We start from the raw sequence: 24,621 nt of genomic DNA, 5'->3' as shown, positions 1-24,621 counted from the left end.
ACCCGCCGCTCAGCCCAGATCGCCTCAGGCCCCTTCGGAAAAATGATCTTCGCGATGCCGCATGAGTTCCCGGTTCGTTCGCACGAGCCGGACAATAATGTCACTTTTATGCAGTGACCCCTTGCAGGTCCAATACCCGGTAAATCCGACAGTCAGAGGCGTCTCTCCCGTCAATTCAAACAGCAGGGTGGCGTCTTCACCGTCCGCGTCACCCGGCGCCAGCGTGAATTGGCCACCATCGGCAGACAGGACGCCACCGGACGTCACTGTGTCTTGCGACGTGAAGTTGACCAGCGATCCGGATATCTTGGCGACGCCGTTCCCCGCCCCGTCCGTGACCAGAATGGGATCGGCGTTCACGGCGCGAATGAAACGGCATTGTCCGTCGGACCCCAGTGCGCGTGTTATTTCTTCGGCTTTGAGCGGTGCAGGACGGATTCCGGCAATCACCGGGGTTGCAATCGCTTCTTGAAGCCCCTCCATTTCAGCCGGACCGTCCGCTTCACCAAGTGGCCATTCAGGACCGGCTTCGCCATTTGCCTCAATGTCATCTATGAGGAAACGCATTTCGGAAATTTCGCGATTTTGCGCCGTCACGATTTCCGAAGCCAGAGCCTTGACCCGTGGATCTGTCAGCTCGGCCCGTTCGCTTGTCATGATCGCGATGGAGTGGTGCGGGATCATCGCGCTCATCCAGCTTTCGTCCTGAATGGTCTCCTGGCTTCTCACGAGCCAGAGCGCGCCGGCAAACATCACGACAGACCCGAGAAAGATCGCGGCGTTGACTCCCTTGTTCTTGTACATGTTCAACATGAACAGAAGCATCACGGTCGCAATCGTCGCGCCCATGATGAACGTCATGTAAAATCGGGTTTCGCTCCAGTAGACATGTTCGAAGGAGTACGAGTTGATGTACATCAGGCCGAACATGATCGCTGTCGACGTGCCAACCATCGCCAGAAACCGGCCATAGGATGAACCTGAATGGCCCCCCGAATGTGCTGCATCTTCACTTGAACGGGCGTGGGACCCGCCGCTAGATTTCCCGGTCGTATCTTCAGACATTTGATCCCTCCACCTTGGCTTGAATTGCTGAAGAAACAACATTCCAGCGGGGGAGGGCTCCAACAAACTCCAACGCTACGGTGCGAAAATCCGAAGAATGTCGGCCCCAAGCATCATGCGCTACGGCTCTTTGGCCAGATCTTTCAGAATCGGACAATCCGGGCGGTGATCGCCATGGCAGGCGTCAACGAGGTGTGACAGCGTATCGTGCATCGACCTGAGCTGGGCAATCTTTTCGTCAATGGCCGCCAGGTGTTCTTGTGCGACCGCTTTTACTTGTGCGCTTTCCCGTGTCTCATCCTCATAGAGATCAAGCAGCGTGCGGCAGTCTTCTATCGAGAACCCCAAGGTCCGGGCGCGGCCCAGGAATGCGAGCTTGTGGATGTCGCTGTCGCGAAAGGCGCGATATCCGTTATCGCTGCGCAAAGGCCGGACAAGGCCGATGTCTTCGTAGTAGCGGATTGTCTTCGCTGGCAAACCCGCGCGTTCTGATACTTCTCCGATGTTCACACCTGTCTCCTATTCTGCGGGCTGCGTTGCGAATTTCGTCGCCGCGTCGTGGGGCGGATCCTGTTCCGACATCGTCGCCTTGATCCGTCGCAGCCGCAGCGCGTTGGTCAGAACCGACACGGAGGACAGCGCCATGGCCCCGGCGGCAAACACCGGCGACAGGAGCAATCCAAAGGCTGAATAAAGCGCGCCCGCCGCCACAGGGATCAGCGCGACGTTATAGCCAAAGGCCCAGATGAGGTTCTGCCGGATGTTGCGCATGGTCTTGCGCGACACGTCTATTGCATTCACCACGCCGCGCAGATCCCCCGACATCAGCACCACGTCGGCGCTTTCGATTGCGACATCCGTGCCGGTTCCGATGGCGATGCCGACATCGGCATGGGCCAGTGCTGGCGCGTCGTTGATGCCGTCCCCGACAAAGGCGATCTTGCTGTTCCCTTGCCGCAATTCGTCCAGGGCGGCGACTTTTCCATCCGGTAATACCCCTGCAATGACGTGGTCGATCCCGACCTCGCGGGCTATGGCATCTGCCGTGGCCTTCTTGTCTCCGGTGATCATCGCGACCTTGATCCCTCGATCATGCAGAGCTGCGATCACTTCGGCGCTGGAGGATTTGACCGGGTCTGCCACGGCAATCACAGCCGCCAGGGTTCCATCCACCGCAGCATAAAGCGCGGTGCGTCCCTTTTCGGCCAACGCCCTTTCGCGGTCTTCCAGCGGGCTGGTGTCAATGCCCTGCTGCACCATGAAGCGATCCGCACCGACATGAACCTTGCGGCCCTGGACAAGCGCCTCGACACCGTAGCCGGTCACGGACCGGAATTCCGTCGCATCGGGCCAGGACAGGCCTTCGCTCTTTGCGGACTGCACGATGGCCTCTGCCACCGGGTGCTCAGACTGCGCCTCGACAGATGCGATGAGGGCGAGTATCTCTGCCCGGTCAAAGCCGTCGGCCGTGATGAGGTCTGTCAAACTGGGTTGCCCTTGGGTGACCGTCCCGGTCTTGTCGAGCGCAACGAGGCCGACGTCGTCCAGATGTTGCAGCGCATCTCCCTTGCGGAAGAACACCCCCATCTCGGCAGCGCGTCCTGTCCCCACCATGATCGAGGTGGGCGTGGCCAACCCCATGGCGCAGGGGCACGCAATGATCAGAACGGAGACACCCGCCACAAGCGCAAAGGTCAGAGCCGGATCGGGACCGACCAGCAGCCAGACAACCACAGTCGCAAGCGCCAGAACCAGAACGGCAGGCACGAACCACATGGTCACGCGATCCACTAGGCCTTGGATCGGCAGCTTGGCCCCCTGAGCATCTTCGACCATGCGGATAATCTGCGCCAGCGTGGTATCCGCCCCGACCCGCGTCGCCGTTATGGTCAGGCTCCCGGTGCCGTTCACCGTGCCGCCGGTCACCGGTTCGCCAGCAGCCTTTGGCACGGCGAGGGGTTCACCGGTGATCATGCTTTCATCGACGTTGCTTGATCCTTCTGTGACCTCGCCATCGACAGGCAGCCTTTCACCGGGACGCACGAGGATCTGATCGCCGATCCGAAGTTCCTTGATGTCAACCTCGGTCGCCTGCCCCTCGCGCAGGACCCTGGCTGTCTTTGCCTGCAGACCAAGAAGGGCCTGAATGGCTGCACCGGTCTTGCCCTTGGCCCGCGCTTCAAGCCAGCGACCCAACAAGATCAGAACGACAATAACCGCCGCTGCTTCGAAATAGACGGCGCGCACACCGTCAGGCAGCACCTGTGGCAGGAAGGTCGCGACTACGGAATAAGTCCACGCCGCCCCGGTTCCCAGCGCGACAAGGCTGTTCATATCCGGAGCACGCTTGATCAACGCCGGAATGCCCTTCGCAAAGAACCTCCAACCCGGTCCGAACAGAACCACCGTGGCAAGCGCGAATTGGATCAGCCACGACGTTTGAATGCCGATTGTGCTCTCAATCAGGCCCTCAAAGCCGGGTATGGTGTGTTTTCCCATTTCCAGAACGAACACCGGAACGGTCAGGATCGCGGCAAGGATGACACGGCGCGCCAGCGCGTCGGCTTCTTCTGCCTTGCGGTCCGATCGGTCCTCGTGCGCATCGCTCTGCGCAATCTCGGCCGGGTATCCCGCCTCCGTACTGATCCGGGCAATCTCTTCGGGGGTGATGGCATCTGAAAGATACTCTACCACAGCCGTTTCGGTTGCTAGATTGACCGCCGCATTCAATAGGCCGGGTGTCCGTACAAGCGCCTGTTCAACCCGACCGACACAGGACGCGCAGGACATGGCGTCTACGTTCAGCGTGACGCGCGCCGTGCTTGCCGGGTAGCCGGCCTGCGACAGTGCCGCAACCGCTGCGCCCGTCGTGGCTGCATCATCCGTCTGAAACTGTGCCGTTTCACTCACCAGATTGACACTGACGTTCGAAAGGCCTGGAACCTCGCCGAGAGCCTTTTCAACCCTGCCCACACAGGACGCGCAGCTCATGCCGGAAACGGACAGACGTATCGTATTGGGGTCGGTCATGAGAGACTCCTCGGTTGAACTTACCCTGATATAGGGCTTCCAGTTCCTGGAAGCTCAAGAGAGTATCTCATTTATTTTTCTGATATTTGCTTGACCTTCCTCCCGATGGAACGACCAAGTCTGAGGTTGTACCAAAAATGGAGGCCTTCATGATTTTTTCCGTCCCGAAAATGAGCTGTGGACACTGTACATCCGCTATCGAAAGCGGCATCAAGGCAAAGGATCCATCAGCCGTTGTAACGTCCGATCTGGACCTTCGCCTTGTCACTGTCCAAAGCACATTGGAACAGGCCGCTGTGCGGCAAGCCATCGTTGACGCTGGCTACGACGCTTCAGCCGCGTAAGCTTGTCCTTATTCGGCGGCCCGTGCCTGATCGACAAGCTCGATCATCTGGTCCGCCTGGATCAGGCCCGGCGCAAGACTGTCGCCGATCACAAATGAAGGTGTGCCACTGAACCCCAGAGATTGCGCAAGCCGCATGGAAGTCTGTATGTGTTCTTCTATTTCCGGTCCGTTCATGTCGCTACGCAACTGTGCAACATCGAGGCCGATGTCTTCCGCAGTGCGGAGAATCGATGCTTCCTCTGCGCGTTCCTTCAGTTGCATCATGGCCCAATGAAACTCTTCATATTTGCCCTGGTTTCGGGACGCCAGCGCCGCGCGGGCGGCAAAAACCGACCCGTCCCCCAGAATGGGCCATTCCCGGTAAACGACCCTGACGTTGGGATCAGCGGCAAGCAATGCCTCCATTTCAGGTTTAACCCGGCGGCAATAGGGGCAGTTGTAGTCGAAGAATTCGACAACCGTGACATCGCCATCCGGATTGCCCAGAACGGGCGCATTGGGATCATTTTCAAGCGTGGCTTTTTCCGTATCGAGAACCTGCGCTGCGGCTTGCGCCTGCAACGCCTGCTGTTGCTGTTCGAACAACTGCGCGGCCTCGAACACGATGCCCGGATTCTCGCGGATGGCTTCCAGCACCAGTTCCTTGATCCGGTCTTCGTCCATGCCGTCTGCCGTCGCAGCGATGGGAAGCATTAACAGTGCGGTGGTAGCCAAGAATCTTTTCATTATCCGTCTCCTTGTGAGGCAATATCCTGGGCCGTGCGCTCGGCTTGCGTGGCGCGTTCACGCTCCGGCCATGTTGACTTGATGTATGCGAGGATGTCCCAGATTTCCCCGTCGCTCAGTTGGTCGCCGAAACCGGGCATGCCGCTGTTGAAGTCAACGCCTTGCGCCGCGAGAACCTCGGCGCCCCCCAGCTTGGTGTAGGCGAACAGCATGCTGTCCGCGTGGTGCCAAGTGTGGCCGCTTGCATCATGCGGCGGTGCGGGCAGGCTTCCGTCATCACGCGGACTGCGCCAGTTTTCTTCACCTTCCAGATTTGCGCCATGGCACGCGGCGCAATTTTCGGCATAGAGGACTTCGCCCGCGGCCACATCGGCTGAGGAGTTGATGAGGTTTTCCGCAGTATGGTCGGTTCCGCCGGACCGGGTCCACAGGAATATGGTAGCCACCGCAACGGTAACTACGCCCAACGCAAGATAGACGGATCGCGGGGTCATCCAACGACGATCTTGGTCATCATGCCCGAAGCCGCATGCGACAGCATGTGGCAATGTAGCAGCCATTGGCCCGGGTTGTCCGCCACAAAGGCAATCTCGCGCGTCTGACCCCGTTCAAGAAGGGTCGTGTCACGCAGCGGTCCGAGGGTGCCGTTTTCGGCGACCTCGTGGAAGTGAATGCCATGCAGGTGCATCGCGTGCGGAAACGCCGTGTCGTTCACGATCTTCAATCGTACATTCTGGCCGCGGTCCAGCCGCGCAAGGGGATCACCGTTGATCCCGTCCACTTTGCCGTTGAACGACCAGAAATACCCGGCCTCGACGATCTCGCCGATCGGCTTGAGTTCGCCCCCAAGGGAAGCGGACCTCATCCGCCCCATGGCACCGCCTTCCATACTCAGGCTGAGCATCGTGGCTTCACTCAAGTCGACCATCCTGTGGTCGTTCGGCGGCAAGGCCAAAGGCGCGTCTCGACGATTTTTCGAGCCCCACTCAACGACCTCGAATGTAACCTGGCTGAAGGCCTCTTCCCGGCCGAACTGAAGAATATGAGCCGTTTCACCAACATCCGCGACCACATCGACGATCAGGTCGATCCGTTGAGCCGGAGCGAGGATCATCGGCTCCGTCACCTTAATGGGTGCAGCCAGGGGCATGCCGTCCAAAGCAACCGCCCAACCGTCAAGGCCTTCCAGCCCCAGTTGGAAATTGCGCGCATTGGCAGCATTGATCAGCCGCAAGCGCAGTCTTTCGTTCTTGCGTGCACTCAGGCCCAGATTGAAGGTTCCATTGGTCGTCAGCAGGTTGCCGATGCGCCCTGCGTGGCTGAGATCATGAGGCGCTCCGAAGTCGTCTTTGATCTGCGCGGTTTCGGGGTCAATAAGCCAATCATCCAGGATCAGGACTTCCTCGCGATCAATGTCGAGAGGCTCGGCCTCTTCCACGATCAGTGCACCGTAAAGCCCTCTGCCCACCTGCTCAAACGACCTATTATGGGCATGGTACCAATAGGTCCCGGCATCCGGGACAGTAAAGTCATAGTCGAATGTTTCCTCCGGCTGGACCACATCCTGTGTCAGGCCGGAAACGCCATCCATCGCATTGTCGATGCGGATGCCGTGCCAATGCGTCGACGTTCCCTGAGAAAACCGGTTGACCAATCTGCGCTGGACACGCCCCCCCTGCGCCACGCGAATCTCCGGACCGGGTGAGCCGCCGTCAAAGCACCAAAGCGATGTCTTGCCATAGTTGCCGGGCAGCAGCTGCACGTCGCTTTGCTGGGCTGTCAGGGTCGCGAATGGCGTGCCCGCAAATCCAGTGCTGGCCGACAGACCACTGAACGCAGCAGATGTTGCCAGAAATTGGCGGCGATTGAGCGTGATCATTCGTGGGTTCCCAAGATTATGATTTGTTGTCCAGCAGGTAGGTGGCCATCGCATTCAGGTCTGCGTCGCTCAGAAAGCCCGTGCCATAGCGCACGACTTCGGCCATTGATCCACCAAATACGTCGCCAGACGGCGTTATGCCAGATCGCAATGCATAAGCCATATCGTCTGTTGTCCAGCCTTCGGACACAAGATCGCGCGTCCGGATCGAAGGTGCTTTGCCACCTCCCGGCAAGGCGTCGTTGCCGGAAAACCTCTTCGATACTATGCGTGCGCCTGCAAAGTTCCGCGTTGTGTGGCAGGCAGCACAATGTGCCGCCCCGTTGACCAGCAGCTTGCCCCTGTTCCAAGCATCGCTTCGGTCCGCCTCTGGTGCGGTGTCAGGCTTTGTCAGAAAAGCCGCCCGCCAAAGTTTCATCCCCCATCGCTGATCGAACGGAAAAGGCACCTCATGGGACGGGGTCGGCACATTCACGGCTGGCACGGTCTGGAACGCGGCCCACAGATCGGCAATGTCCTGATCCGTGTAGTTTGCATAAAACGGGTAGGTGAAGGTGGGATAATAGGGGTCTCCGTCCGGGGAAATTCCCTGCCTTACCGCTTTTGCAAACTCTTCTACTGTCCAGCCGCCAATCCCGAATTCGACATCGGTGGTCAGATTTGGCGGATAGAATGTCCCGAAATCGGTCCGGAGCGGCGCTCCTCCTGCCAATGGCGCCCCGCCAGCTTCAAAGTTGGTGTGGCACGCAATGCATCCACTGGCGCGCGCCAGATACGACCCCCGCTGGGCATCGCCTTGCAGGGTCAGGTCCGAGACTGGCGCACCGATCGGCCAGGCTATCGTTGCCGCGACAACGCCGATGCCGCCGACGACCCCCGCACCGATGATCCAACGCCACCACCGCATCTGATCACTTGTCCTCTTTGCGGAACTTCTGGTGGCAGGCCGAACAGGTCTGGGCGACCATCGCGAACGCACGGTCGGTCGGCATGTCCGCAAACATCTCGGTCGTCATGGGAAGGTCCGATCCCATCATGCCCCCTCCCATTGCAGGCGCGGACCCGCCACCCATCATCCCGTCAGTGGCGCCGCCCATCATTGATTCGCTACCGTTGCCCTGTGCTGCGGCCAACCCATTGCCTGCGCTCAACTTCAATCCTTCGGCGGCTGTTCTCAACTCTTGCGCAAGGGCCGCGAACTCTTCGCTGTTTTCCCAGACCGACGGCAACGCCTTGGACACTCCGCCACCCGAGCCTTCAGGAAACAGTCGCGTCATTTGCTCACCGGCATGGCCGATCATCGCGCCAGCTTCCCTGCGGACGACATCGGCGTCATAAGGTACCTGACCCCGCATCATGGGTGATAGCGTCTTGAGTGTTTTGGCCATCGCGGACATGCCCTGCATCCGCTCCAGCACCACGCCGGTTGCTCCGGAATGCGCCAAGGCAGCAACGCCGGTCGTCCCGATCGCAATGGCAGTAATCCATATCTTCATGTTCAAGTTGGTCATTCCTGTCAATTGATCCCGTTGGCGCGCTGAAGTTCCCGCACATATGCAACAACCATCTTCACATCGCCGGGCGTGACGCCTTCAACTGGCGGCATATTGCCAAACTTCCAATGGTGCGCTCTGACACCTTGTTTCGCGGCAAGCAAAAAAGCGGCGTCACCGTGATGGCTCGGTTCATAGATCTTGTGGACAAGCGGCGGTGCCACGCCATTCTGTCCGGCAGCATTCGCACCGTGACAAGCGGCGCAAGCGCCATCGAAAACACGCTTTCCCAATTGGGCATTTGCTGAGAATTCAGCAGGCACAACCACGTCTGCAATCGGCGCGCCCTCTTCCGTCTGCGAAAGATCAGGCGTTGTCATTGTGTGGCCGGGCATCGAAGACGATGGCTGCAATTGCTGCCAGATCACAACCGCGCCACCGACGACAAAAAACGCCGCAATCAGGATGCCGGACTTCGACATCAGATTAATCGTACCTGCGTGCCGACCGGTGTCCTTTCGAACACCTCGATGATTTGCTCGTTGTAGAGACCGATACACCCGCTTGAAGAGCGTCTTCCGATCTTGCGCGTATCATGGGTGCCGTGAATCCTGTAGTACGTCCAACTCAGGTGCAGGGCACGGGCGCCCAACGGGTTATCCGGCCCGGGCGGCATATAGGCTGGCAATGACGGGTCACGTTCGCGCATGGAGGGTGTAGGGGTCCAGTCAGGTTCGGGGTCCTTGAACGTGACTGTCGTGTAACCGCGCCTTGTTAGCTCGTCGGTCAGGGGAACCGATGTGGGATAAATTCGCATCTCGCCATCGGCCGTCCAGTGTTGCATCACGCGGGTATTGGTATCCGCAATGATGATGCCCTTGCCCAAGGTGTCAAAGCTGTCCTGCCATGCATGGGTGCGAAAAGATGAGATGTTCCTTCGGACACCGGTTTGATCCTCCTGCGCACGCAAGATGGATGGTGTTGCCAAAGCTGCCGATGCTGCGCCTACTGTGAATGCACGTCGCGTTACAGGTGTTTGCTTGCGGGTCATCATATGGCCTCATGTTGTTGTCTGCCTATCCGCTAGACTAGCCGCCTGGTGGCATTTCATGAACAGTCCGGGGCCTGGTTTTATGTAACGATATGTATCCCGGCCAACGGACACGTCTTCGCGCTGCTGCCTCAAACCTCGATGGGTTTCAGGACAACACGCGTGTCGAGCGGGACCTTCTCATAGAGTTCGATGATCTGATTATTGGTAAGCCTTGCACAGCCGTTTGAGACACGTCGACCAATCGTCTTCGGATCCGTTGTGCCGTGAATTCTCAGGTAGGTGTCCCCACGCCCTGGCTGGTAAAGATACAAGGCGCGGGCACCGAGTGGATTGTTCAGCCCACCGGGCACACCGCCCGCAAAACGAAGATATCGGTCAGGATCTCTGGCTATCATGGCGGGTGTGGGCGTCCACCGCGGCCACTTTTGCTTGCGCGCGACATAGAACTCGCCGGATTCATAGAGCCCCTCCCGGCCAATTCCGACGGTATACCTGATTGCCCGATTGTTCGGCAAAGTCCAAAATAAAGCGAACTGGTTCGGATCGACATGTATTTCTCCCGGTTTGTCTGCCTCGGTGAACGGAACCTGGCGCGGCAACTGCTCCGGGGGCACCACAGATGGCCCGACGCGCCGGTCGTGCTCTGCGTCACTATGCGCGAATGCTGTTTTTCCACTCACCGAAAGAGCTGCAACAGAAGTCAGGAAATATCTTCGTTTCATATACTTGCCTCACTAAACTAGTCGGGTTTGAGGTGACGAACAACCCGCGCCATATGTGGCGAGCCTTCCTCTTTCGGGGCTGACTCGGCGCTTTGTTTGACGGGCAGCGTGATTTCAGCGCGCAGACCCCCATCAGTGCGGTTTTTCAGTTCGATAGAACCACCGTGCTCAAGGATGATGCTGCGCGCAATCGACAGCCCCAGGCCATGACCGCCGGTATCCTGTGATCGCGACGTCTCGAGCCTGACATAGGGTCCGAAAACAGCCTCCAGCTGATTGTCGGGAATACCGGGCCCCTGATCGTCGATGGCGACCACTACCTCACTGCCCATGCGTTGCCACGAAACCCTGGCCTCACTCCCGTAGCGGATCGCGTTCTCAATCAGGTTTCTCAACGCGCGCCCCATCGCGCTTGGTTTCACGGATACGATGAGTGGACCTTGGCTGGTCACCTGAACCTTGTCCAAGCCCATACCAGTGATCAGATCGTGCAAATCAACCGATTGGACCTCTTCATGCTGTCCGACGCCCTTCGCGAAATCGAGGGTCGCATCGACCATCCGTTGCATCTCTTCACTTGACGCCACCAAGGACGTGCGCGTGTCTTCGTCGTCCACCATTTCGGCCCGCACCCTAAGCGCCGTCAAAGGCGAGCGCAGATCATGCGCAAGCGCTGCAAGCATCTGGGTCCGGTCACTGACAAATCGCGTCAGGCGATCCTGCATGATGTTGAATGATCGGGTCAGATCCCGAACTTCCTTCGGCCCTACGACCGGCAGATCGCCCTTGGCGGCGCCGCGACCCAGACGTTCGGACGCAGTCGCGAGATCGTTGAGTGGTCCGGTCAGTCGGGACAGGAGAAACCAGAAACTTGCAACCAGCAGAAGTCCCGCAGTCAGTGCAAAGGATATGTTGGACGCCAGCGACCTTTGCAGAGGCGGCCGTTCGAACCGCGTCTCGATGTTGAGCCAATTCCCACCGGACAGCGCAATGGACAGCTCCATCTCGATGGCCGCAAGGCTGCCCTGCATCATTTCGGCGTGCATTTGCGCCATTTCCGGTGACAGGTTCGGAAGGGGCAGCAGACCTCCCTCGATTTCATGGACCTCAACCCGAATATCCCGGCTGTAGCTTTCCTGAAGCAGTGCCCGTATCCGCGCTTCGACCGCTCCACCGTCATCGTGTTGTCCGTGTGCGACCGACGGCTCGTCTGTAAGGTCGAACCGTACGAGCGGAGACGTTGCAGCGCGGACGATCTGGGCATGCAATTCCGGGGGTGCGCCTTCAATCAACTGTGCGACATTTGCGGCGCGTCCGGCGGCTTCGGCACCGATGGCGGCCTGAACAGCCAAAGAGCGTTCATCAACGAAGAACCAGAGACTCAGAGCGTGCGCGAGGATCAAGACACCGAGAACCAGAAGGGCAATCTGTGCACGCAACGTCCGTGGAAGCAGCTTCATTCGCAAATCTCGACATCGCAGGAAAGACTATACCCCCCATGCCGTACAGTCGCGATGATCTTCGGGCGCAAAACGTCCTCTTCCATCTTCCGGCGCAACCGGCTCACCTGATTGTCGATGGTTCGGTCCAATGGACCGGCGACCCTGCCAGTGCTGAGTTTGAGAAGTTCGTCGCGGCCAATGACCGTCCTTGGCCTTTGCAGGAACAGGGTCAGGAGTTTGAGTTCACCGGATGTAAGTTGCGTGCGCGAACCGCCTTGGTCAATCAGTGTACGGCCATCGAAATCCAGCTTTAGGTGTGCAAACTTCAACGTTTTTCCCGCAAAATCATCCGGTTTTGGGATCATCTGCGTCCGACGCAATATCGCGTTGATCCGCGCCACCAGTTCCCGGGGATTGAACGGCTTGGCGAGATAATCGTCAGCCCCGCCATCGAGACCAGCGATGCGGTCTTCGTCGTCACCCAATGCGGTCAGCATCAGGATCGGGGTGTGCCCTTCCTTGCGCAATCGCCTGCACGCAGAAAGTCCGTCTTCCCCCGGCATCATGACATCGAGAACAATCAGATCGAACCGCGCTTCCGCGAGCCTTGCGTCCATCTCTACTGCATTTTCCGCCGCTGAAGCACGCATGCCGTTGCGTTCCAGATAACTGGTGACGGATTTCCGGATCTCTGAATGGTCATCGACGACAAGGATGCGTGGCAGATCGCTCATGCCGCCAACATAGTCATTTTCACCAAGGGACGCCCATCCCGTGTTTGTAGCCAAATGTAACAGGGCGGGCAGTCGACTCCGGGATAACGAGCAACTATTTAAGGCAGAACATCGAGGAGTTTTAAATGAACCGACGTGAATTTGGCCTTACGGCACTCAGCATGGTCCTGGCCGGGCCTGCTTTGTCGCAAACCGCCGCACCGACGTTGCAGGTGACAAAGACACCGACCTGCGGCTGCTGCGGCGCTTGGGTAAATGAGATGATCTCTGCCGGTTTCAAGGCATCGGTCGAGGACGTGGATTACGACACGCTTCAGGTTCTGAAGCAGAAACACGGCATCGCGCCGGAACTGGCAGGATGTCACACTACGTCCGTGGGCGGATATTTCGTCGAGGGTCACGTGCCTGCGGCTGACATCGGGCGGTTGCTAAGCGAAAAACCTGTCGCGCGCGGACTGACAGCACCGGGAATGCCCATGGGTTCGCCCGGCATGGGCCCCCAAGGTGATCCCTATGATGTGCTGCTTGTACTGATGGATGGGTCGACGCAAGTCTTCGCAACCCACGGCTGACGTGTTTGCCCGCGATACGTTCCGACAAAGTTTTTCGCCGACCTTACCATTCGGCAGATTTTGTTGGAACGTATCCGTTCTGAGCTTGGCAAGCATATTGCCGTTCCTGCTTGTCTACATCCTCGCAACGCCTGGTTTTGCGACGCTGCTGCTGACGAATGGGACCGCGCTCTCGCGCTTCCTCCGGCAGGTCTTTACCAATGGGTTTGTGGTCGTTTTCCTCGTGAATTACTTGGGGTTCGTTTCCGCATCGGTCGCGCTGAAGCAGTACCAGCATCGGCCGATTGTTTACCTGGTTTTAGATGGCCCGCTGCGGAGTGTCGCATTCATTGGGGTTCACATTGCCGCCTATGTGATGTCGGCCGATCTGTTCGGCTCGTTCAACGGCAGCCGTGCAACAGCTTTGAGCGTGGTCGGACCAACGCTCGAGCGGTCGTTCATGTTTGGGAACATCTCGGGCGTATATCTCTATGCCCTGGCGCCCGGCACCTTCATCGCGCTTCTGGTGGTTCTGACAGAACCTTCTGGCGAGGCATCGAAGCCTACCATGTTCAGGACAATGAGCATGGCCTTGCTGTTCAGCCTGACCCCGATCCCCCTGGTCACATTCCTGTCCTATGCGTTGGATCTGGCAACCTGACGGGCCAACTTGGTCAACGACCCGCAGGCTGTCATCTGATCAAATTGTATCCGAATGTACCCTTGACCTTGCCTCACTGGAATGTCGCAGAAGAACACGAGCATATTCTGGAGAGCTACATGTCTGACAATCAAAGTCAAAAATCCACCGGTTCATCGAAACTGATGCAGTATGGTATGATGGCCTGTTGTGCCGTTATGTTGTTTCCAGTCGCCGCATTCTTTATTGCAGGCGGCACGATCGCGGGTCTGTGGGGCAACGTCGGCCTTTTTGCGCCGCTCGCACTTTGTCTTGGTGCGCATGTCGTCATGCACAGGATGATGGGAAAGTCGTGTCACGGGTCAAGAGTTGAACAGGCGAACGAGGCGACTGTGGATGCAGAATTTGAAGATGGCCAAGCTCCCGAACGAGAACTGGTACGCGCCCGCTAGAACGCGGCTGACAATCGGAATTCCGATTGCAGGTATTCTGGCCCTCGGCGGTTGTGCCCAGTCGGCCTCGGGCAAGCTTTGCCCACTTGAGCCCCCTTCCGTGACACGGGATGCGGCACACGACGTCATGCTTCCCGTAGGATGTCGCTTGGTCGGTCAGTCTGAAGGTACTACCCACGAAATAGTCTGTGACGACGGCCGGACCGGATGGGCTTTCGATTAAGCGCCAAACCTTGATCCTGCCTCACATTCACCTGCACAGCGACGGTCGCCCACGCCACTACGGGCGCAACCGTTCCAACGCGCTTTGCACGGCTTGACGGCGCGGGTCATCTCCCGGCACCTCCGACAACAGGATTTCAGCGTGTTCAAACGCCGCGATTGCCGGCGCGGTATCACCCAGAACCGAATAGGCATTGCCAAGCCGCATCCATCCATCAAGATCGTCAGGCTCATCTTCCAGCCGCGTGGCCAGCCGTTCGACCATCGAGCGGATGAAATCCTGTCGTTCCTCCACACTCATGTCCTGCGCGTTTTCGATGTCTTCCTGTGTCGGGCCGGACGCACTGGTCTTCGGGGCATAGTCGGCCAGCGAGATCGGAGCCTTGCCGATCTTCGCGCCAATCCGGTTGGCTTCGCCAACAAAGCTTTCCATCCACGGGAAAAACCTATCCGCATCGTCCAGCCGGGCCACCAGCATTTCGTGAGCCCGAGCCTCATCGCCCTTCTGCTCGAGCGAGACTGCCTTGAAAAAGGCAGCACCGGGATTGGAAGGATCCAGTTCGTACGCCCGATCAATCGCGGTGTCCGCTTCAGGTGTCACCACACCTTGCTCTGCGTAGATCAGAACCTCGGCCAACATGGAGAAGACGGCGGAATCGGCCTTCGGTCGTTGTGCGACAACTCTATATGCATCGGCTGCATCCGCATACCGGCCCATTTTCGAATAGGTTTGCCCCAGCAGCATCCAGCCTTCCGAAGGCCCGCCTTCGGGGTCTGAACTGAGCCGGACGTACAGACGATCTGTCAATTCGGCGATTTCCGCCGCTTCCTGCCGTTCAGTGGCACGTTCGGCAAAGGCGACACCTGGGATCTCTGGCGAGCCCATTGCGGAGTAATATCCAAAAGCGAAGACCGGCACGAACACTGCGCTCAGAACGACCATCAAGCGGCCCCCTGCCGCCGGTTTCCCATCTGACAGAACGGACCGGCGCGACTGCACGAGGATCCGTCTCTTGATCTCCTGCTCCGCCGCCGTGGCCTCGGTGTCGGAAATGACACCGCGCTCAAGATCCCGCCGAACCTCATCCAACTGATCCATGAGGACCGCATCCGTGGCGTCAGCCGGGACGGGTGTCCGCGACGACCGATGGCGCAGCGGCAGGCCCATGAAAAGCAGACCTACAACGGATAACAGGGCGAAAACCAACCAGATCATGAACCGTCCTTTGAAGCGTTCTCTTCAATGAAACGCGCAATTTCCGCTTTTTCGTCATCGGAAAATCCCGTTGCGGCAGCCCTGCGCCGGCTTCTCGAAATGACGGTCCAGCCGACAAGCAGCGAAACAAGCGCAAACACGAAGGGCGCCATCCAGAGCGCGAGAGTGGCGCGATTCAGGGGCGGGCGCATCAGGACATAATCGCCATACCGGGCGTGGATGTACGCGATGACCTCCTTGTCGCTGTCACCGGCAACAAGCCTTTCGCGCACCAGTATGCGCAGGTCCCGCGCAACCCCGGCGTTGGAGCTGTCGATGTCCTGATTCTGGCAGACAACGCAGCGCAGTTCCCGTGATATTTCACGGGCGCGTTGCTCCAGTACAGGATCCTGCAACATCTCGTCTGGCTCGACCGCCAAGGCCGTCACCGGAAGCAGCAGGAGGAAAGCAAATGCGATATACCTCATCCGTTCTGGCCCCTTGCTAACGCGCCAGCCTGGATCAATGCTTCCCTGAATGTGGAAATCGCCGTTTCGCCCACGACGGGGCCGACATATCTGAACAACACCGTCCCGTCAGAGCCGACAATGAATGTTTCAGGTACGCCCGAAAGGCCCCATTCAATCCCCACTCTGCCGCTCAGATCAGACCCGATCCTTTCGTAGGGATTGCCAAGCTCAGCAAGCCATTTAGTCGCATCCTCCGGCTTGTCCTTGTAATTGATCCCGAACAACGTCAGCCCGTCCTTTTCGACCATCTGGGTCAGAACCCCGTGTTCGGCCCGGCAGGGCACGCACCACGAGGCAAACACGTTCACGATGACCGGTCGCGGGTTCCCGACCAGATCGGCGCGGGAAAGCCCTGGCGTCTCCAACCCGTCGACAGCGGCCAGATCGAATTCGGGTGCCGGCTGCGAGATCAGAACCGAAGGAATGTTGTTCGGGTCCCGGTCCGGGTTCAAGCCCCACAGAAAAAACCCCCCGAAAATGGCCGCGATTGCCAGCGGAATGAATGCCAGTATACGTCCCATGCCTACTCCGCAGGAAGTGCTGCGGGCGCTGTCGCCTTGCGACGGGGTGCCCCGACGCGCAACCGCCGGTCAGACAGCGAAAGACCCCCACCAAGCACAAGCATCGCCGATCCGATCCAGATAAAGTTGACCAATGGTTCATACAGGATGCGCAGGGTCCAAGCCCCTTGCGTGCTCTCGTCCTCGGCGGCCGGATTTGCGATGGACGCATAGAGATCACCGGCCATTGTGGACCTGATGGCACTTTCTGTGGTGGTGGTTTGCGCGACCGGATAGGTGCGCCGCTCCGGGAAAAGATCGGTGACATAATGCCCGTCCCGGACCACACGAAGCGTGCCACGATCCGCGAAGTAATTTGGTCCGCGCACACGTTCGGCCCCTTCAAAGGTGACATCGAACCCGGCAATGCTGATCTCTGTGCCGGGCCGGACAAAGACGATTTCCTCGGATTTCCAGACTGTTGATCCGATGAACCCGAACATCGCCATCGCGAGCCCCGCATGAGCCAGTGTCATCCCATGAGAGGATCTGGGCAGGTTGCGTGCCCGCCGCAGCGATTCCGGGAACGGTGCCTCAAACAGCTTTATGCGCATCGCCCATTCCCGCAGGGTTGAGAAAAACAGCCAGAATGCAAGCATCAGCGACAGATACCCCAACACCGGACCGCCCTCGGCGAGATACCAGGTCACCAATGTCGCGAGCACGGCCAGAACGGCCACGAAACGCAACCGTTGCAGAACGCCCGCCAGATCGGCACGTTTCCAGGACAGATAAGGCCCCAGCCCCATCGCAAAGACGAGCGGCAGCATCACGGGAATAAAGGACGCATTGAAGAAGGGCGGCCCTACCGACAGTTTTTCACCGCCCGTCGCGGCTTCGTAGAAGAGCGGGTACAAGGTGCCGAACAGCACAATGCCGGTGGCCGTGGCCAGCAGCAGGTTGTTCACCAATAGCCCCGCTTCCCGGCTGATCGGCTTAAACAGGCCGCCGGGCTCCATTGTCGGCGCGCGCCAGGCAAACAGAGCAAGGGAACCGCCGATCGAAACGGCCAGCAATCCAAGGATATAAAGTCCCCTTTCCGGGTCGACCGCGAATGCATGCACAGAGGTCAGCAGGCCCGATCGGACAATGAACGTGCCCAAGAGCGATAGGGAAAAAGTCAGGATCGCCAGAAGGATTGTCCAGCTTTTGAACGCATCCCGTTTCTCCGTCACGATTGCGGAATGCAGCAGTGCCGTGCCCATCAGCCATGGCATGAAACTGACGTTCTCAACGGGGTCCCAGAACCACCAGCCGCCCCAGCCAAGCTCATAATAGGCCCACCAGGATCCCAGCGCGATGCCTGCGGTCAGGCTCATCCAGGCAGCCAGCGTCCACGGACGTACCCACCGTGCCCAGGCCGCGTCCACCCGCCCTTCGATCAGGGCAGCAACCGCGAACGAAAAGACAATCGAGAACCCGACATACCCGAAGTAGAGAAGCGGCGGGTGCATGGCGAGACCGACATCCTGCAATAATGGGTTGAGGTCCTGACCGTCGTCTGGCGGAGGGAAAACGCGGTCGAAGGGATTGGACGTCAGCAGCATGAAAGTCAGGAAGCCGACACTGATCCAGGCCTGCACCGACAGCGTTCTTGCCTTCAGCGACAGAGGAATGTTCGATCCGAAGAGGGCGACCGCCGCACCAAACACCGTCAGGATAAGGGTCCACAGCAACAGGGATCCTTCGTGACTGCCCCAGGTGCCGGCCACCTTGAACAGCATCGGTTTGAGTGAATTGGAATTCTCAACCACATTCTTGACCGTGAAGTCACTGGTGATGAAGGCTTGCATGAGCGCGAGAAACGCAAAGCCCATAAAGAACGCCTGTCCTAGTGATGACCATCTCGCCGACTGCATCCACAGGATGTTTCCGCGTGCAGCACCAAAAATGGGCAGCACACTTTGAACAAGCGCCAGGGCCAAGGCCAGGGCCAGGGCGAAATGACCGATTTCAGGTGTCAAGGGATCATCAGCCTCTTCAATGAATTCACTGGATTAACGTCTGTCTAGCAAATCGTCCGGCGGACCGTGAGTGGTTGCTTTGTCACCGTTTGTAACGGGAGGCTGTGACAAATGATTACAAACCCGCCCGCCCTCGGCCTTTAATCGAAGCGCTATAACGCCTATGTTTCCAGAATTAACCTGAAAGGAATGAGAGATGGAAAACAAAAGAATTCTTGCGCTTGGCGTGGTGATCGCTGTTGGCATGGGACAAACAGCATTAGCGGAATCCGATGGGACTGCCGATAGCAAGGCTGACAGCGGGAATATGTCCGACATGGCGATGGGCGATGGCGACAAGCAGATGGGCATGATGGACGGCAATATGATGCCGATGATGCAGAGGATGATGAAGATGCATGCCTCCATGATGGGCGGCCAGGGCAGCATGATGGAAATGATGGACCGCGACATGATGACGACGATGTTGTCCGGCAGTCAGCCTCATGAAATGGCCGCACAGATGGCCGAAAAAATGCGGGAGTTTGATGCGGATTCCGACGACGAGCTGACACTTGACGAATTCGAAGCCTTGCACATGAGCGTCATCCGGGCGCGCATGGTTGATCGCTTTCAGCACCTTGATGCGGACGGGAACGGTCAGATCTCTCAAGACGAGATGGAAGATGCCGGAATGCGCATGAGCAAAATGAAAGGCACATCCAGTAGAACGGACATGGAAGGTCATCATGACAGCGAATAACGGGCAAGGACCCGCAAGGCAGCCTGACGGAGAAACATGATGGGTATTGTTCTGACGCGGCGCAGTGCGACACTTGCTATGTTGGCAGTTTCCTTCGCACCCTTCCCGGTGATGGGCCAGACCGCCGAGGTCTGGTCGGCGGACATGGCAGCAGATGCGCTGCAACAGGACCTGATCCGGATGATCGACGTTCGGTCGCGACAGGAATGGACCGACACCGGCGTTGCAGGCGATGCCTGGCCCATCAGCCTGCACGAGGACCGTTTCGCCGAGCGGCTTTTTGCCGCTCGCGAACAGGCCGAAGGGCGGCCCGTCGTGCTCATCTGTGCGACAGGCGGGCGATCTGGCCGCGTCATGCGAAGTCTTCGGCAGGCTGGCTACAGCGGCTTTCTTGACGTATCCGAAGGCATGCTCGGTTCTGCCGCCGGACCGGGCTGGATCGCGGGAGGTTATCCGGTCGTTGGTGTCGATGCTGCCCTGGCTGCGCTGCCAGAGGAATTATCCTGAGATGAAACTGTTGAACCGCCGCGATTTGATTGGCTATGCCGCAGGCTTTGGGGCTGCATCCGTCCTGCCATCGGCGGCATTTCCGGCATCCGACAGAAGGCTCGCGTACCCTTCGCTTCTCGATGCGACGACATCCCGGCTTTTTCAGCTGAAAGCCCGCACTGGCGAGACCCGTTTTGACGATGGTGCCGCCAGCGAGACCTTCGGCTACAATCAGGGATACCTTGGCCCGACGATCCGGGTGCAGGCCGGGGTCGAGACACGGGCAGAGGTGCACAACACGCTTGCCGAACCGATGTCGGCGCATTGGCACGGGTTGGTTGTTGCCGGTGAGTTCGATGGCGGACCGCATCAGGCCATCGCACCGGGAGACACCTGGAAGCCGATGCTGGACCTTGACCAGCCCCCGGCAACGGCCTGGTATCACAGCCACATTCACGGCGCGACGGCACGGCAGGTCATGCTGGGGCTGGCGGGTGTTCTACAGGTGACCGATGGCGCAGATGACGAGCGTGGATTGCCATCCACCTATGGGGTCGATGATCTGACCCTTGTATTGCAGGACCGTCAGTTCAACTGGCGCGGACGCCTGAAATACGATCCCGGCATGCACCAGTCCATGAACGGGTTTCAGGGCGACACAATGGTTGTGAACGGTCAAATTGGCGCGTCGGCAGCGGTTCCGAAGGGGATCGTGCGGTGCCGTGTCGTCAACGGCTCGAATGCGCGGGTTTACCGCCTGTCCATGTCTGACAGCCGGTCGCTTCATCTCATCGCGACAGATGCCGGATTTCTGGATCGACCGATTGCGCTGAACCGCCTGACCCTTGCACCAGGAGAGCGCGCAGAAGTGCTTGTGGATTTCACAAGCGGGCGGGACAGTGTTTTGAAGTCCGACGATATCATTAATTCGGCCATGGGCGGAATGATGGGCGGCGGCGGTTCCGGCAGTCCATTCACCGTGCTGCCTTTCGCTGTCGACACAACCCTTCCGGTTCGCATCGACGCCCTGCCCGGCTCTCTGGACGGGCAGTTGCCTGATCTTGCGGTCAAGGACGCGCCAGTCCGACGTCTGTCACTGGATATGTCGATGGGCATGGGGATGATGTTCTCGCGGTCCGGGAACCGATTTTCGATCAACGGCGCGTCATACGATTCGCGAACGCTCAATTTTTCCACCAAACTCAACAGCATCGAGCGTTGGATTGTGCGTGGGGCCATGATGATGCACCCGTTCCATGTTCACGGCGTCCGGTTTCAGGTACTGTCGGAAAACGGTATGGCACCGCGCGCAGAGAACAGGGGGTGGAAGGATACGGTGCTGGTGGATGGTGAAGTGGAGCTTGCGATGAAATTCGAAAAACCTGCCTCAGCGGCTGCGCCCTACATGTATCACTGCCACATTCTGGAACACGAAGATGGCGGGATGATGGGGCAATTCAGCGTCGCTTAACTTCGTGCCCCCGACTGACAGGCACCGTCGGGGACGGAGTCAAATGGTCAAGAGGGTCTTGGATGAGAACTATCATAATCGGTCCTGGACTGATAACTGCAGCACCTTTGCTGGTCGCAGGTGTCTGGCAAACAAGAGGGGCAACCTAGGCCTGCTAGATCGGAAAGAGTCAGGAAAACGAAAAGCTTGATTGGTTCTTCTGGCCATTGACCTTCCCCCACGGGAAGCTTGGACAATGAATGGTTATGGATACACAAACACCACAATTCCGCCGAGATTTCCTGTACTACGCCACCGCCGGAACGGGAGCGGTCGCCGTAGGGGCTGCGGTCTGGCCGTTGATCAATCAGATGAACCCATCCGCAGATGTGCGCGCGCTGTCCCGGATCCGCGTCGATATCTCGAACGTGGAACCTGGAACGCAGTTGACCGTCAGTTTTCTCGGTAAACCGGTTTTCATCCGACACCGGACCGACGCGGAAATCGCGCAGGCCCGTTCAGAAGATGTGTCTTCCCTTCCTGATACCGTGGCCAGAAATCCCAATATTTCTGGTGATGTTTTGGCCACCGATGCAAACAGGGCAGTGGCGGAAAATGAGAATTTCTTGGTCATGATAGGCGTTTGCACGCATCTGGGATGTGTACCACTTGGTGACGGAGCCGGCGATTTTGGTGGCTGGTTCTGTCCGTGCCATGGATCGCATTACGATACAGCAGGACGCATTCGAAAAGGTCCGGCACCGGAGAACCTGCATATTCCCACGATGTCCGTTTCGGAAGACATGATACTGACCCTGGGCTGACAGGAGCTTCGCGCATCGCGAAGGCCCATACAAATTCATACGCAGCGTTGTCGGAAGAGTCTTGACCCTCCAGTAACTGGAAGGGTTATGTGTTCAATTGTCTTGAAAACGGGAATTAGAAGATGGCCACGGACCAAGAACATCATCACGACATGACGCGCACCTCGACCGCATCAGACCCAGATACAGCGACCGACCCGGTGTGCGGCATGACCGTCGAGATAGACGAAGACACGCGCAGTGCCGAGTATGATGGAGAGGTCTTTCATTTCTGCTCGGAAAACTGCGAAACCAAGTTTGGCAAAGACCCATTTTACTATGCGTCGGGAAACGCCCAAAAGACACCAGCACATGGCGAGGCCGGTACGCAATGGACCTGCCCGATGCATCCGCAAATCCTGAAGGATGAGCCCGGGTCCTGTCCGATCTGCGGCATGGCGCTTGAACCGATGCTTCCATCGGACGAGCCGTCAGAAGAGTTGTCCGATTTCACAACACGCATGTGGATCAGCGCGGCAGCCGCCGTTCCGCTGGTTATCCTGACGATGGGTGAACTGGTCGGCCTACCTGTGCGGGAATGGATCGGACATCAGACGGCTGTCTACATCGAATTCGTCCTCGCAACCCCGATCATTCTCTGGGCGGCTCTTCCCTTCTTCAAAAGGGGGTGGGAATCGATCAGGAATATATCGCCGAACATGTGGACCCTGATCGCGCTTGGCGTCGGGGCTGCCTATATCTATTCGCTTGCCGCAACATTCCTGCCCGGCATTTTCCCCGAAGCGTATCGAAACGGCCAAAGCGTCGGGACATATTACGAAGCTGCGGTTGTGATCGTTGCGCTGATCTTTGTCGGTCAGGTGCTCGAGTTGCGCGCCCGCGAACGGACGGGTGATGCCATCCGTGCATTGCTCGATCTCGCACCAAAAACGGCGCGGCGGATCCTGCCGGACGGGACGGAATATGACGCACCTCTCGAACACATTGTTGAAGGTGACAGGTTGCGGGTACGCCCCGGCGACAGCATACCCGTCGATGCCGAGGTCCTCGAAGGGCATTCATCTATCGACGAAAGTATGATCACCGGAGAGCCGTTGCCGGTCGAGAAAACACAAGGCGACCGGGTCACAGGCGGCACGATCAACAAGAACGGCACATTGGCGATCCGGGCCACACAGGTCGGTGCGGACACGGTCCTGTCCCAGATCGTGGACATGGTGGCAGGTGCAAAGCGGTCGCGCGCGCCGATTCAGGGTCTGGCGGACCGGGTATCGTCCGTCTTTGTTCCGACGGTTGTCGTCATTGCGATCATATCCTTCGTTGTCTGGCTGTTCTTAGGGCCCGATCCCGCGCTCGCCTTCGCTGTTACTGCAGCCGTATCCGTTCTTATCATTGCTTGCCCCTGTGCCTTGGGCCTTGCGACGCCCATTTCGATCACAACGGCGGCGGGCCGCGGGGCACAGGCTGGCGTTCTGATCAAAGACGCCGAAGCACTGGAACGCATGGCGCGTGTCGATACCGTCATCGTTGACAAGACCGGAACACTCACCGAAGGGCGCCCCAAGCTGACAGACGTGGTGCCCACGGGGGACAAGGCTGAAAATGACCTGCTGACAATGGCTGCGGCCCTCGAACGGGGCTCCGAACATCCGCTGGCCGAAGCAATAGTCGAGGGTGCGCTGGCACGGGGGCTGACGCTTCCGAACGCAACGGAATTCGAAGCCGTGACTGGCAAGGGCGTGAAAGGCATGGTCGATGGCCAGGTCGTGGCACTTGGGAATCCCGCCATGATGGCAGAGATCAACGTTGACGCTTCGATTGCGGAATTTGCTGCGGACGACCTTCGTGAATCTGGAAAGACAGCAATGCTTGTGGCGATAGATGGCACTTTTGCCGGCATTGTCGCTGTTGCCGATCCCATCAAGGAGTCCACGGCAGACGCCATCGATGACCTTCATCGCCTCGGTCTCAGGGTCATAATGGCAACCGGTGACAATCAGAAAACCGCCGAAGCCGTCGCCGCAAAGCTGGGTATTGATGAAGTCCACGCAGGCGTCTTGCCCGAAGACAAGAAGGCATTGGTGGACTCCCTCAGACAAGAAGGGGCCCGGATCGCCATGGCAGGAGACGGCGTGAACGATGCCCCTGCCCTGGCGGCGGCTGATGTGGGCATTGCGATGGGCACCGGTGCCGACGTTGCCGTGGAAAGCGCAGGCATCACCCTTCTGGGTGGTGATCTTGTCGGCATCGTGCGTGCGCGCCGATTGGCAAAGGCAACGGTGCGAAACATCAAGCAGAACCTGTTTTTTGCCTTCGCCTACAATACCGCAGGTGTGCCCATCGCGGCTGGTATTCTCTACCCGTTTTTCGGCCTTCTTCTGTCGCCGATGATCGCCGCCGCCGCGATGAGCCTGTCTTCGGTCTCCGTCATTAGCAATGCACTGCGGCTGCGACGGGTACGGCTTTAGTCGCAAACCAAGGAGATAGATGATGGCAGGCGGACATCAGGGG

26 protein-coding genes are annotated in these 24,621 nt (G+C 58.6%); 9 read left to right on the top strand and 17 right to left on the bottom strand.

Annotation, left to right across the window (positions count from 1 at the left end; translation table 11 throughout):
* Positions 1-24 precede the first annotated feature (24 nt).
* The 3 genes from SM763_RS18810 to SM763_RS18800 all read right to left on the bottom strand — a co-directional run bounded on the left by SM763_RS18810 (position 25) and on the right by SM763_RS18800 (position 4,095).
* Positions 25-1,065, bottom strand: coding sequence for a DUF305 domain-containing protein (locus tag SM763_RS18810; RefSeq protein ID WP_368999404.1), 1,041 nt, complete (start codon positions 1,063-1,065; stop codon positions 25-27).
* Positions 1,066-1,185: 120 nt separating this feature from the next.
* The gene (cueR, locus tag SM763_RS18805) at positions 1,186-1,575 is read right to left on the bottom strand and encodes a Cu(I)-responsive transcriptional regulator (RefSeq protein ID WP_009824489.1); all 390 of its coding nucleotides are present in this window, start codon (positions 1,573-1,575) and stop codon (positions 1,186-1,188) included.
* A gap of 9 nt (positions 1,576-1,584) precedes the next feature.
* Positions 1,585-4,095, bottom strand: coding sequence for a heavy metal translocating P-type ATPase (locus SM763_RS18800; protein WP_009824488.1), 2,511 nt, complete (start codon positions 4,093-4,095; stop codon positions 1,585-1,587).
* A gap of 137 nt (positions 4,096-4,232) precedes the next feature.
* Here SM763_RS18800 and SM763_RS18795 point away from each other — a divergent pair, with 137 nt between their 5' ends.
* A complete protein-coding gene (locus SM763_RS18795; RefSeq protein ID WP_005619165.1) occupies positions 4,233-4,439 on the top strand; it encodes a heavy-metal-associated domain-containing protein in 207 nt (68 codons plus the stop codon).
* An 8-nt stretch (positions 4,440-4,447) separates the two neighbouring features.
* Here SM763_RS18795 and SM763_RS18790 read toward each other — a convergent pair whose 3' ends face one another.
* From SM763_RS18790 to SM763_RS18745, 10 genes are all read right to left on the bottom strand, one after another.
* Positions 4,448-5,167 (bottom strand): DsbA family protein, encoded by a 720-nt coding sequence (locus SM763_RS18790; protein ID WP_009824487.1) that lies wholly within the window; start codon positions 5,165-5,167, stop codon positions 4,448-4,450.
* On the bottom strand, positions 5,167-5,661 hold the full coding sequence (locus SM763_RS18785; RefSeq protein ID WP_005619169.1) for a c-type cytochrome: 495 nt from the start codon (positions 5,659-5,661) through the stop codon (positions 5,167-5,169). The genes SM763_RS18790 and SM763_RS18785 overlap by 1 nt, the downstream gene beginning before the upstream one ends.
* Positions 5,658-7,046 carry a multicopper oxidase family protein gene (locus SM763_RS18780; protein WP_050686572.1) on the bottom strand — a complete coding sequence of 463 codons (1,389 nt, stop codon included), beginning with the start codon at positions 7,044-7,046 and terminating at the stop codon, positions 5,658-5,660. Before SM763_RS18780 ends, SM763_RS18785 begins: the two co-directional genes overlap by 4 nt.
* 16 nt (positions 7,047-7,062) lie before the next feature.
* Positions 7,063-7,953 (bottom strand): c-type cytochrome, encoded by an 891-nt coding sequence (locus tag SM763_RS18775; protein ID WP_009824485.1) that lies wholly within the window; start codon positions 7,951-7,953, stop codon positions 7,063-7,065.
* 4 nt (positions 7,954-7,957) lie between these two features.
* Positions 7,958-8,557 (bottom strand): c-type cytochrome, encoded by a 600-nt coding sequence (locus SM763_RS18770; RefSeq protein ID WP_009824484.1) that lies wholly within the window; start codon positions 8,555-8,557, stop codon positions 7,958-7,960.
* A gap of 5 nt (positions 8,558-8,562) precedes the next feature.
* Positions 8,563-9,021, bottom strand: a complete 459-nt coding sequence (locus tag SM763_RS18765; protein ID WP_005619178.1) for a c-type cytochrome — start codon at positions 9,019-9,021, stop codon at positions 8,563-8,565.
* Entirely contained in the window at positions 9,021-9,593 is a 573-nt protein-coding gene (locus SM763_RS18760) for a L,D-transpeptidase (RefSeq protein WP_037953525.1), read from the bottom strand. Before SM763_RS18760 ends, SM763_RS18765 begins: the two co-directional genes overlap by 1 nt.
* 128 nt (positions 9,594-9,721) lie before the next feature.
* On the bottom strand, positions 9,722-10,315 hold the full coding sequence (locus SM763_RS18755) for a L,D-transpeptidase (protein WP_005619183.1): 594 nt from the start codon (positions 10,313-10,315) through the stop codon (positions 9,722-9,724).
* A 17-nt stretch (positions 10,316-10,332) separates the two neighbouring features.
* Positions 10,333-11,775 carry an ATP-binding protein gene (locus tag SM763_RS18750; RefSeq protein ID WP_368999401.1) on the bottom strand — a complete coding sequence of 481 codons (1,443 nt, stop codon included), beginning with the start codon at positions 11,773-11,775 and terminating at the stop codon, positions 10,333-10,335.
* On the bottom strand, positions 11,772-12,491 hold the full coding sequence (locus SM763_RS18745; protein ID WP_183530523.1) for a response regulator: 720 nt from the start codon (positions 12,489-12,491) through the stop codon (positions 11,772-11,774). The genes SM763_RS18750 and SM763_RS18745 overlap by 4 nt, the downstream gene beginning before the upstream one ends.
* A gap of 125 nt (positions 12,492-12,616) precedes the next feature.
* Between SM763_RS18745 and SM763_RS18740 the strand changes: the two genes are divergently transcribed.
* From SM763_RS18740 to SM763_RS18730, 3 genes are all read left to right on the top strand, one after another.
* The gene (locus SM763_RS18740; protein WP_183530524.1) at positions 12,617-13,063 is read left to right on the top strand and encodes a DUF411 domain-containing protein; all 447 of its coding nucleotides are present in this window, start codon (positions 12,617-12,619) and stop codon (positions 13,061-13,063) included.
* Positions 13,064-13,160: 97 nt separating this feature from the next.
* A complete protein-coding gene (locus tag SM763_RS18735) occupies positions 13,161-13,703 on the top strand; it encodes a hypothetical protein (protein ID WP_009824478.1) in 543 nt (180 codons plus the stop codon).
* A gap of 119 nt (positions 13,704-13,822) precedes the next feature.
* A complete protein-coding gene (locus SM763_RS18730) occupies positions 13,823-14,134 on the top strand; it encodes a DUF2933 domain-containing protein (protein ID WP_037953520.1) in 312 nt (103 codons plus the stop codon).
* A gap of 280 nt (positions 14,135-14,414) precedes the next feature.
* Here SM763_RS18730 and ccmI read toward each other — a convergent pair whose 3' ends face one another.
* Genes ccmI through SM763_RS18710 form a run of 4 tightly spaced genes read right to left on the bottom strand, consistent with a single transcriptional unit; the run spans position 14,415 to position 18,605 of the window.
* Positions 14,415-15,572: a c-type cytochrome biogenesis protein CcmI gene (gene ccmI, locus SM763_RS18725; RefSeq protein ID WP_074637413.1), complete on the bottom strand. Its 1,158-nt coding sequence runs from the start codon at positions 15,570-15,572 to the stop codon at positions 14,415-14,417.
* Positions 15,569-16,039: a cytochrome c-type biogenesis protein gene (locus SM763_RS18720; RefSeq protein ID WP_009824475.1), complete on the bottom strand. Its 471-nt coding sequence runs from the start codon at positions 16,037-16,039 to the stop codon at positions 15,569-15,571. The genes ccmI and SM763_RS18720 overlap by 4 nt, the downstream gene beginning before the upstream one ends.
* Positions 16,036-16,602 carry a DsbE family thiol:disulfide interchange protein gene (locus SM763_RS18715; protein ID WP_009824474.1) on the bottom strand — a complete coding sequence of 189 codons (567 nt, stop codon included), beginning with the start codon at positions 16,600-16,602 and terminating at the stop codon, positions 16,036-16,038. The genes SM763_RS18720 and SM763_RS18715 overlap by 4 nt, the downstream gene beginning before the upstream one ends.
* Before the next feature lie 2 nt (positions 16,603-16,604).
* Entirely contained in the window at positions 16,605-18,605 is a 2,001-nt protein-coding gene (locus tag SM763_RS18710; protein ID WP_368999400.1) for a heme lyase CcmF/NrfE family subunit, read from the bottom strand.
* A gap of 196 nt (positions 18,606-18,801) precedes the next feature.
* On the opposite strand from SM763_RS18710, the gene SM763_RS18705 reads away from it, so the two are divergent.
* The 5 genes from SM763_RS18705 (at position 18,802) to SM763_RS18685 (ending at position 24,578) form a co-directional block, all read left to right on the top strand.
* The gene (locus SM763_RS18705; RefSeq protein ID WP_005619211.1) at positions 18,802-19,347 is read left to right on the top strand and encodes an EF-hand domain-containing protein; all 546 of its coding nucleotides are present in this window, start codon (positions 18,802-18,804) and stop codon (positions 19,345-19,347) included.
* A gap of 39 nt (positions 19,348-19,386) precedes the next feature.
* Positions 19,387-19,854 carry a rhodanese-like domain-containing protein gene (locus SM763_RS18700; protein WP_368999399.1) on the top strand — a complete coding sequence of 156 codons (468 nt, stop codon included), beginning with the start codon at positions 19,387-19,389 and terminating at the stop codon, positions 19,852-19,854.
* Position 19,855: 1 nt separating this feature from the next.
* Complete coding sequence (locus tag SM763_RS18695) at positions 19,856-21,307, top strand: multicopper oxidase domain-containing protein (protein WP_368999398.1); 1,452 nt, start codon at positions 19,856-19,858, stop codon at positions 21,305-21,307.
* A 245-nt stretch (positions 21,308-21,552) separates the two neighbouring features.
* Complete coding sequence (petA, locus tag SM763_RS18690; RefSeq protein WP_368999406.1) at positions 21,553-22,110, top strand: ubiquinol-cytochrome c reductase iron-sulfur subunit; 558 nt, start codon at positions 21,553-21,555, stop codon at positions 22,108-22,110.
* 122 nt (positions 22,111-22,232) lie between these two features.
* Complete coding sequence (locus SM763_RS18685) at positions 22,233-24,578, top strand: heavy metal translocating P-type ATPase (RefSeq protein WP_043847221.1); 2,346 nt, start codon at positions 22,233-22,235, stop codon at positions 24,576-24,578.
* The last annotated feature ends 43 nt before the right edge of the window (positions 24,579-24,621 follow it).

It is taken from the genome of Pseudophaeobacter sp. C1-32P7, from assembly GCF_041008775.1.
Taxonomy (GTDB): Bacteria; Pseudomonadota; Alphaproteobacteria; order Rhodobacterales; family Rhodobacteraceae; genus Phycobacter; species Phycobacter gallaeciensis_A.
Note: the sequence above shows the minus strand (reverse complement) of the source record. Positions and strands in the feature narration are given on the sequence as shown.

Bases quoted from the DNA above. Each gene is read 5' to 3' on its own strand.
- SM763_RS18810 (WP_368999404.1), bottom strand. From the start codon at position 1,065: ATGTCTGAAGATACGACCGGGAAATCTAGCGGCGGGTCCCACGCCCGT.
- SM763_RS18800 (WP_009824488.1), bottom strand. From the start codon at position 4,095: ATGACCGACCCCAATACGATACGTCTGTCCGTTTCCGGCATGAGCTGC.
- SM763_RS18795 (WP_005619165.1), top strand. From the start codon at position 4,233: ATGGAGGCCTTCATGATTTTTTCCGTCCCGAAAATGAGCTGTGGACAC.
- SM763_RS18790 (WP_009824487.1), bottom strand. From the start codon at position 5,167: ATGAAAAGATTCTTGGCTACCACCGCACTGTTAATGCTTCCCATCGCT.
- SM763_RS18785 (WP_005619169.1), bottom strand. From the start codon at position 5,661: ATGACCCCGCGATCCGTCTATCTTGCGTTGGGCGTAGTTACCGTTGCG.
- SM763_RS18780 (WP_050686572.1), bottom strand. From the start codon at position 7,046: ATGATCACGCTCAATCGCCGCCAATTTCTGGCAACATCTGCTGCGTTC.
- SM763_RS18775 (WP_009824485.1), bottom strand. From the start codon at position 7,953: ATGCGGTGGTGGCGTTGGATCATCGGTGCGGGGGTCGTCGGCGGCATC.
- SM763_RS18770 (WP_009824484.1), bottom strand. From the start codon at position 8,557: ATGACCAACTTGAACATGAAGATATGGATTACTGCCATTGCGATCGGG.
- SM763_RS18765 (WP_005619178.1), bottom strand. From the start codon at position 9,021: ATGTCGAAGTCCGGCATCCTGATTGCGGCGTTTTTTGTCGTCGGTGGC.
- SM763_RS18760 (WP_037953525.1), bottom strand. From the start codon at position 9,593: ATGATGACCCGCAAGCAAACACCTGTAACGCGACGTGCATTCACAGTA.
- SM763_RS18755 (WP_005619183.1), bottom strand. From the start codon at position 10,315: ATGAAACGAAGATATTTCCTGACTTCTGTTGCAGCTCTTTCGGTGAGT.
- SM763_RS18750 (WP_368999401.1), bottom strand. From the start codon at position 11,775: ATGAAGCTGCTTCCACGGACGTTGCGTGCACAGATTGCCCTTCTGGTT.
- SM763_RS18745 (WP_183530523.1), bottom strand. From the start codon at position 12,491: ATGAGCGATCTGCCACGCATCCTTGTCGTCGATGACCATTCAGAGATC.
- SM763_RS18740 (WP_183530524.1), top strand. From the start codon at position 12,617: ATGAACCGACGTGAATTTGGCCTTACGGCACTCAGCATGGTCCTGGCC.
- SM763_RS18730 (WP_037953520.1), top strand. From the start codon at position 13,823: ATGTCTGACAATCAAAGTCAAAAATCCACCGGTTCATCGAAACTGATG.
- ccmI (WP_074637413.1), bottom strand. From the start codon at position 15,572: ATGATCTGGTTGGTTTTCGCCCTGTTATCCGTTGTAGGTCTGCTTTTC.
- SM763_RS18720 (WP_009824475.1), bottom strand. From the start codon at position 16,039: ATGAGGTATATCGCATTTGCTTTCCTCCTGCTGCTTCCGGTGACGGCC.
- SM763_RS18715 (WP_009824474.1), bottom strand. From the start codon at position 16,602: ATGGGACGTATACTGGCATTCATTCCGCTGGCAATCGCGGCCATTTTC.
- SM763_RS18705 (WP_005619211.1), top strand. From the start codon at position 18,802: ATGGAAAACAAAAGAATTCTTGCGCTTGGCGTGGTGATCGCTGTTGGC.
- SM763_RS18700 (WP_368999399.1), top strand. From the start codon at position 19,387: ATGGGTATTGTTCTGACGCGGCGCAGTGCGACACTTGCTATGTTGGCA.
- SM763_RS18695 (WP_368999398.1), top strand. From the start codon at position 19,856: ATGAAACTGTTGAACCGCCGCGATTTGATTGGCTATGCCGCAGGCTTT.
- petA (WP_368999406.1), top strand. From the start codon at position 21,553: ATGGATACACAAACACCACAATTCCGCCGAGATTTCCTGTACTACGCC.
- SM763_RS18685 (WP_043847221.1), top strand. From the start codon at position 22,233: ATGGCCACGGACCAAGAACATCATCACGACATGACGCGCACCTCGACC.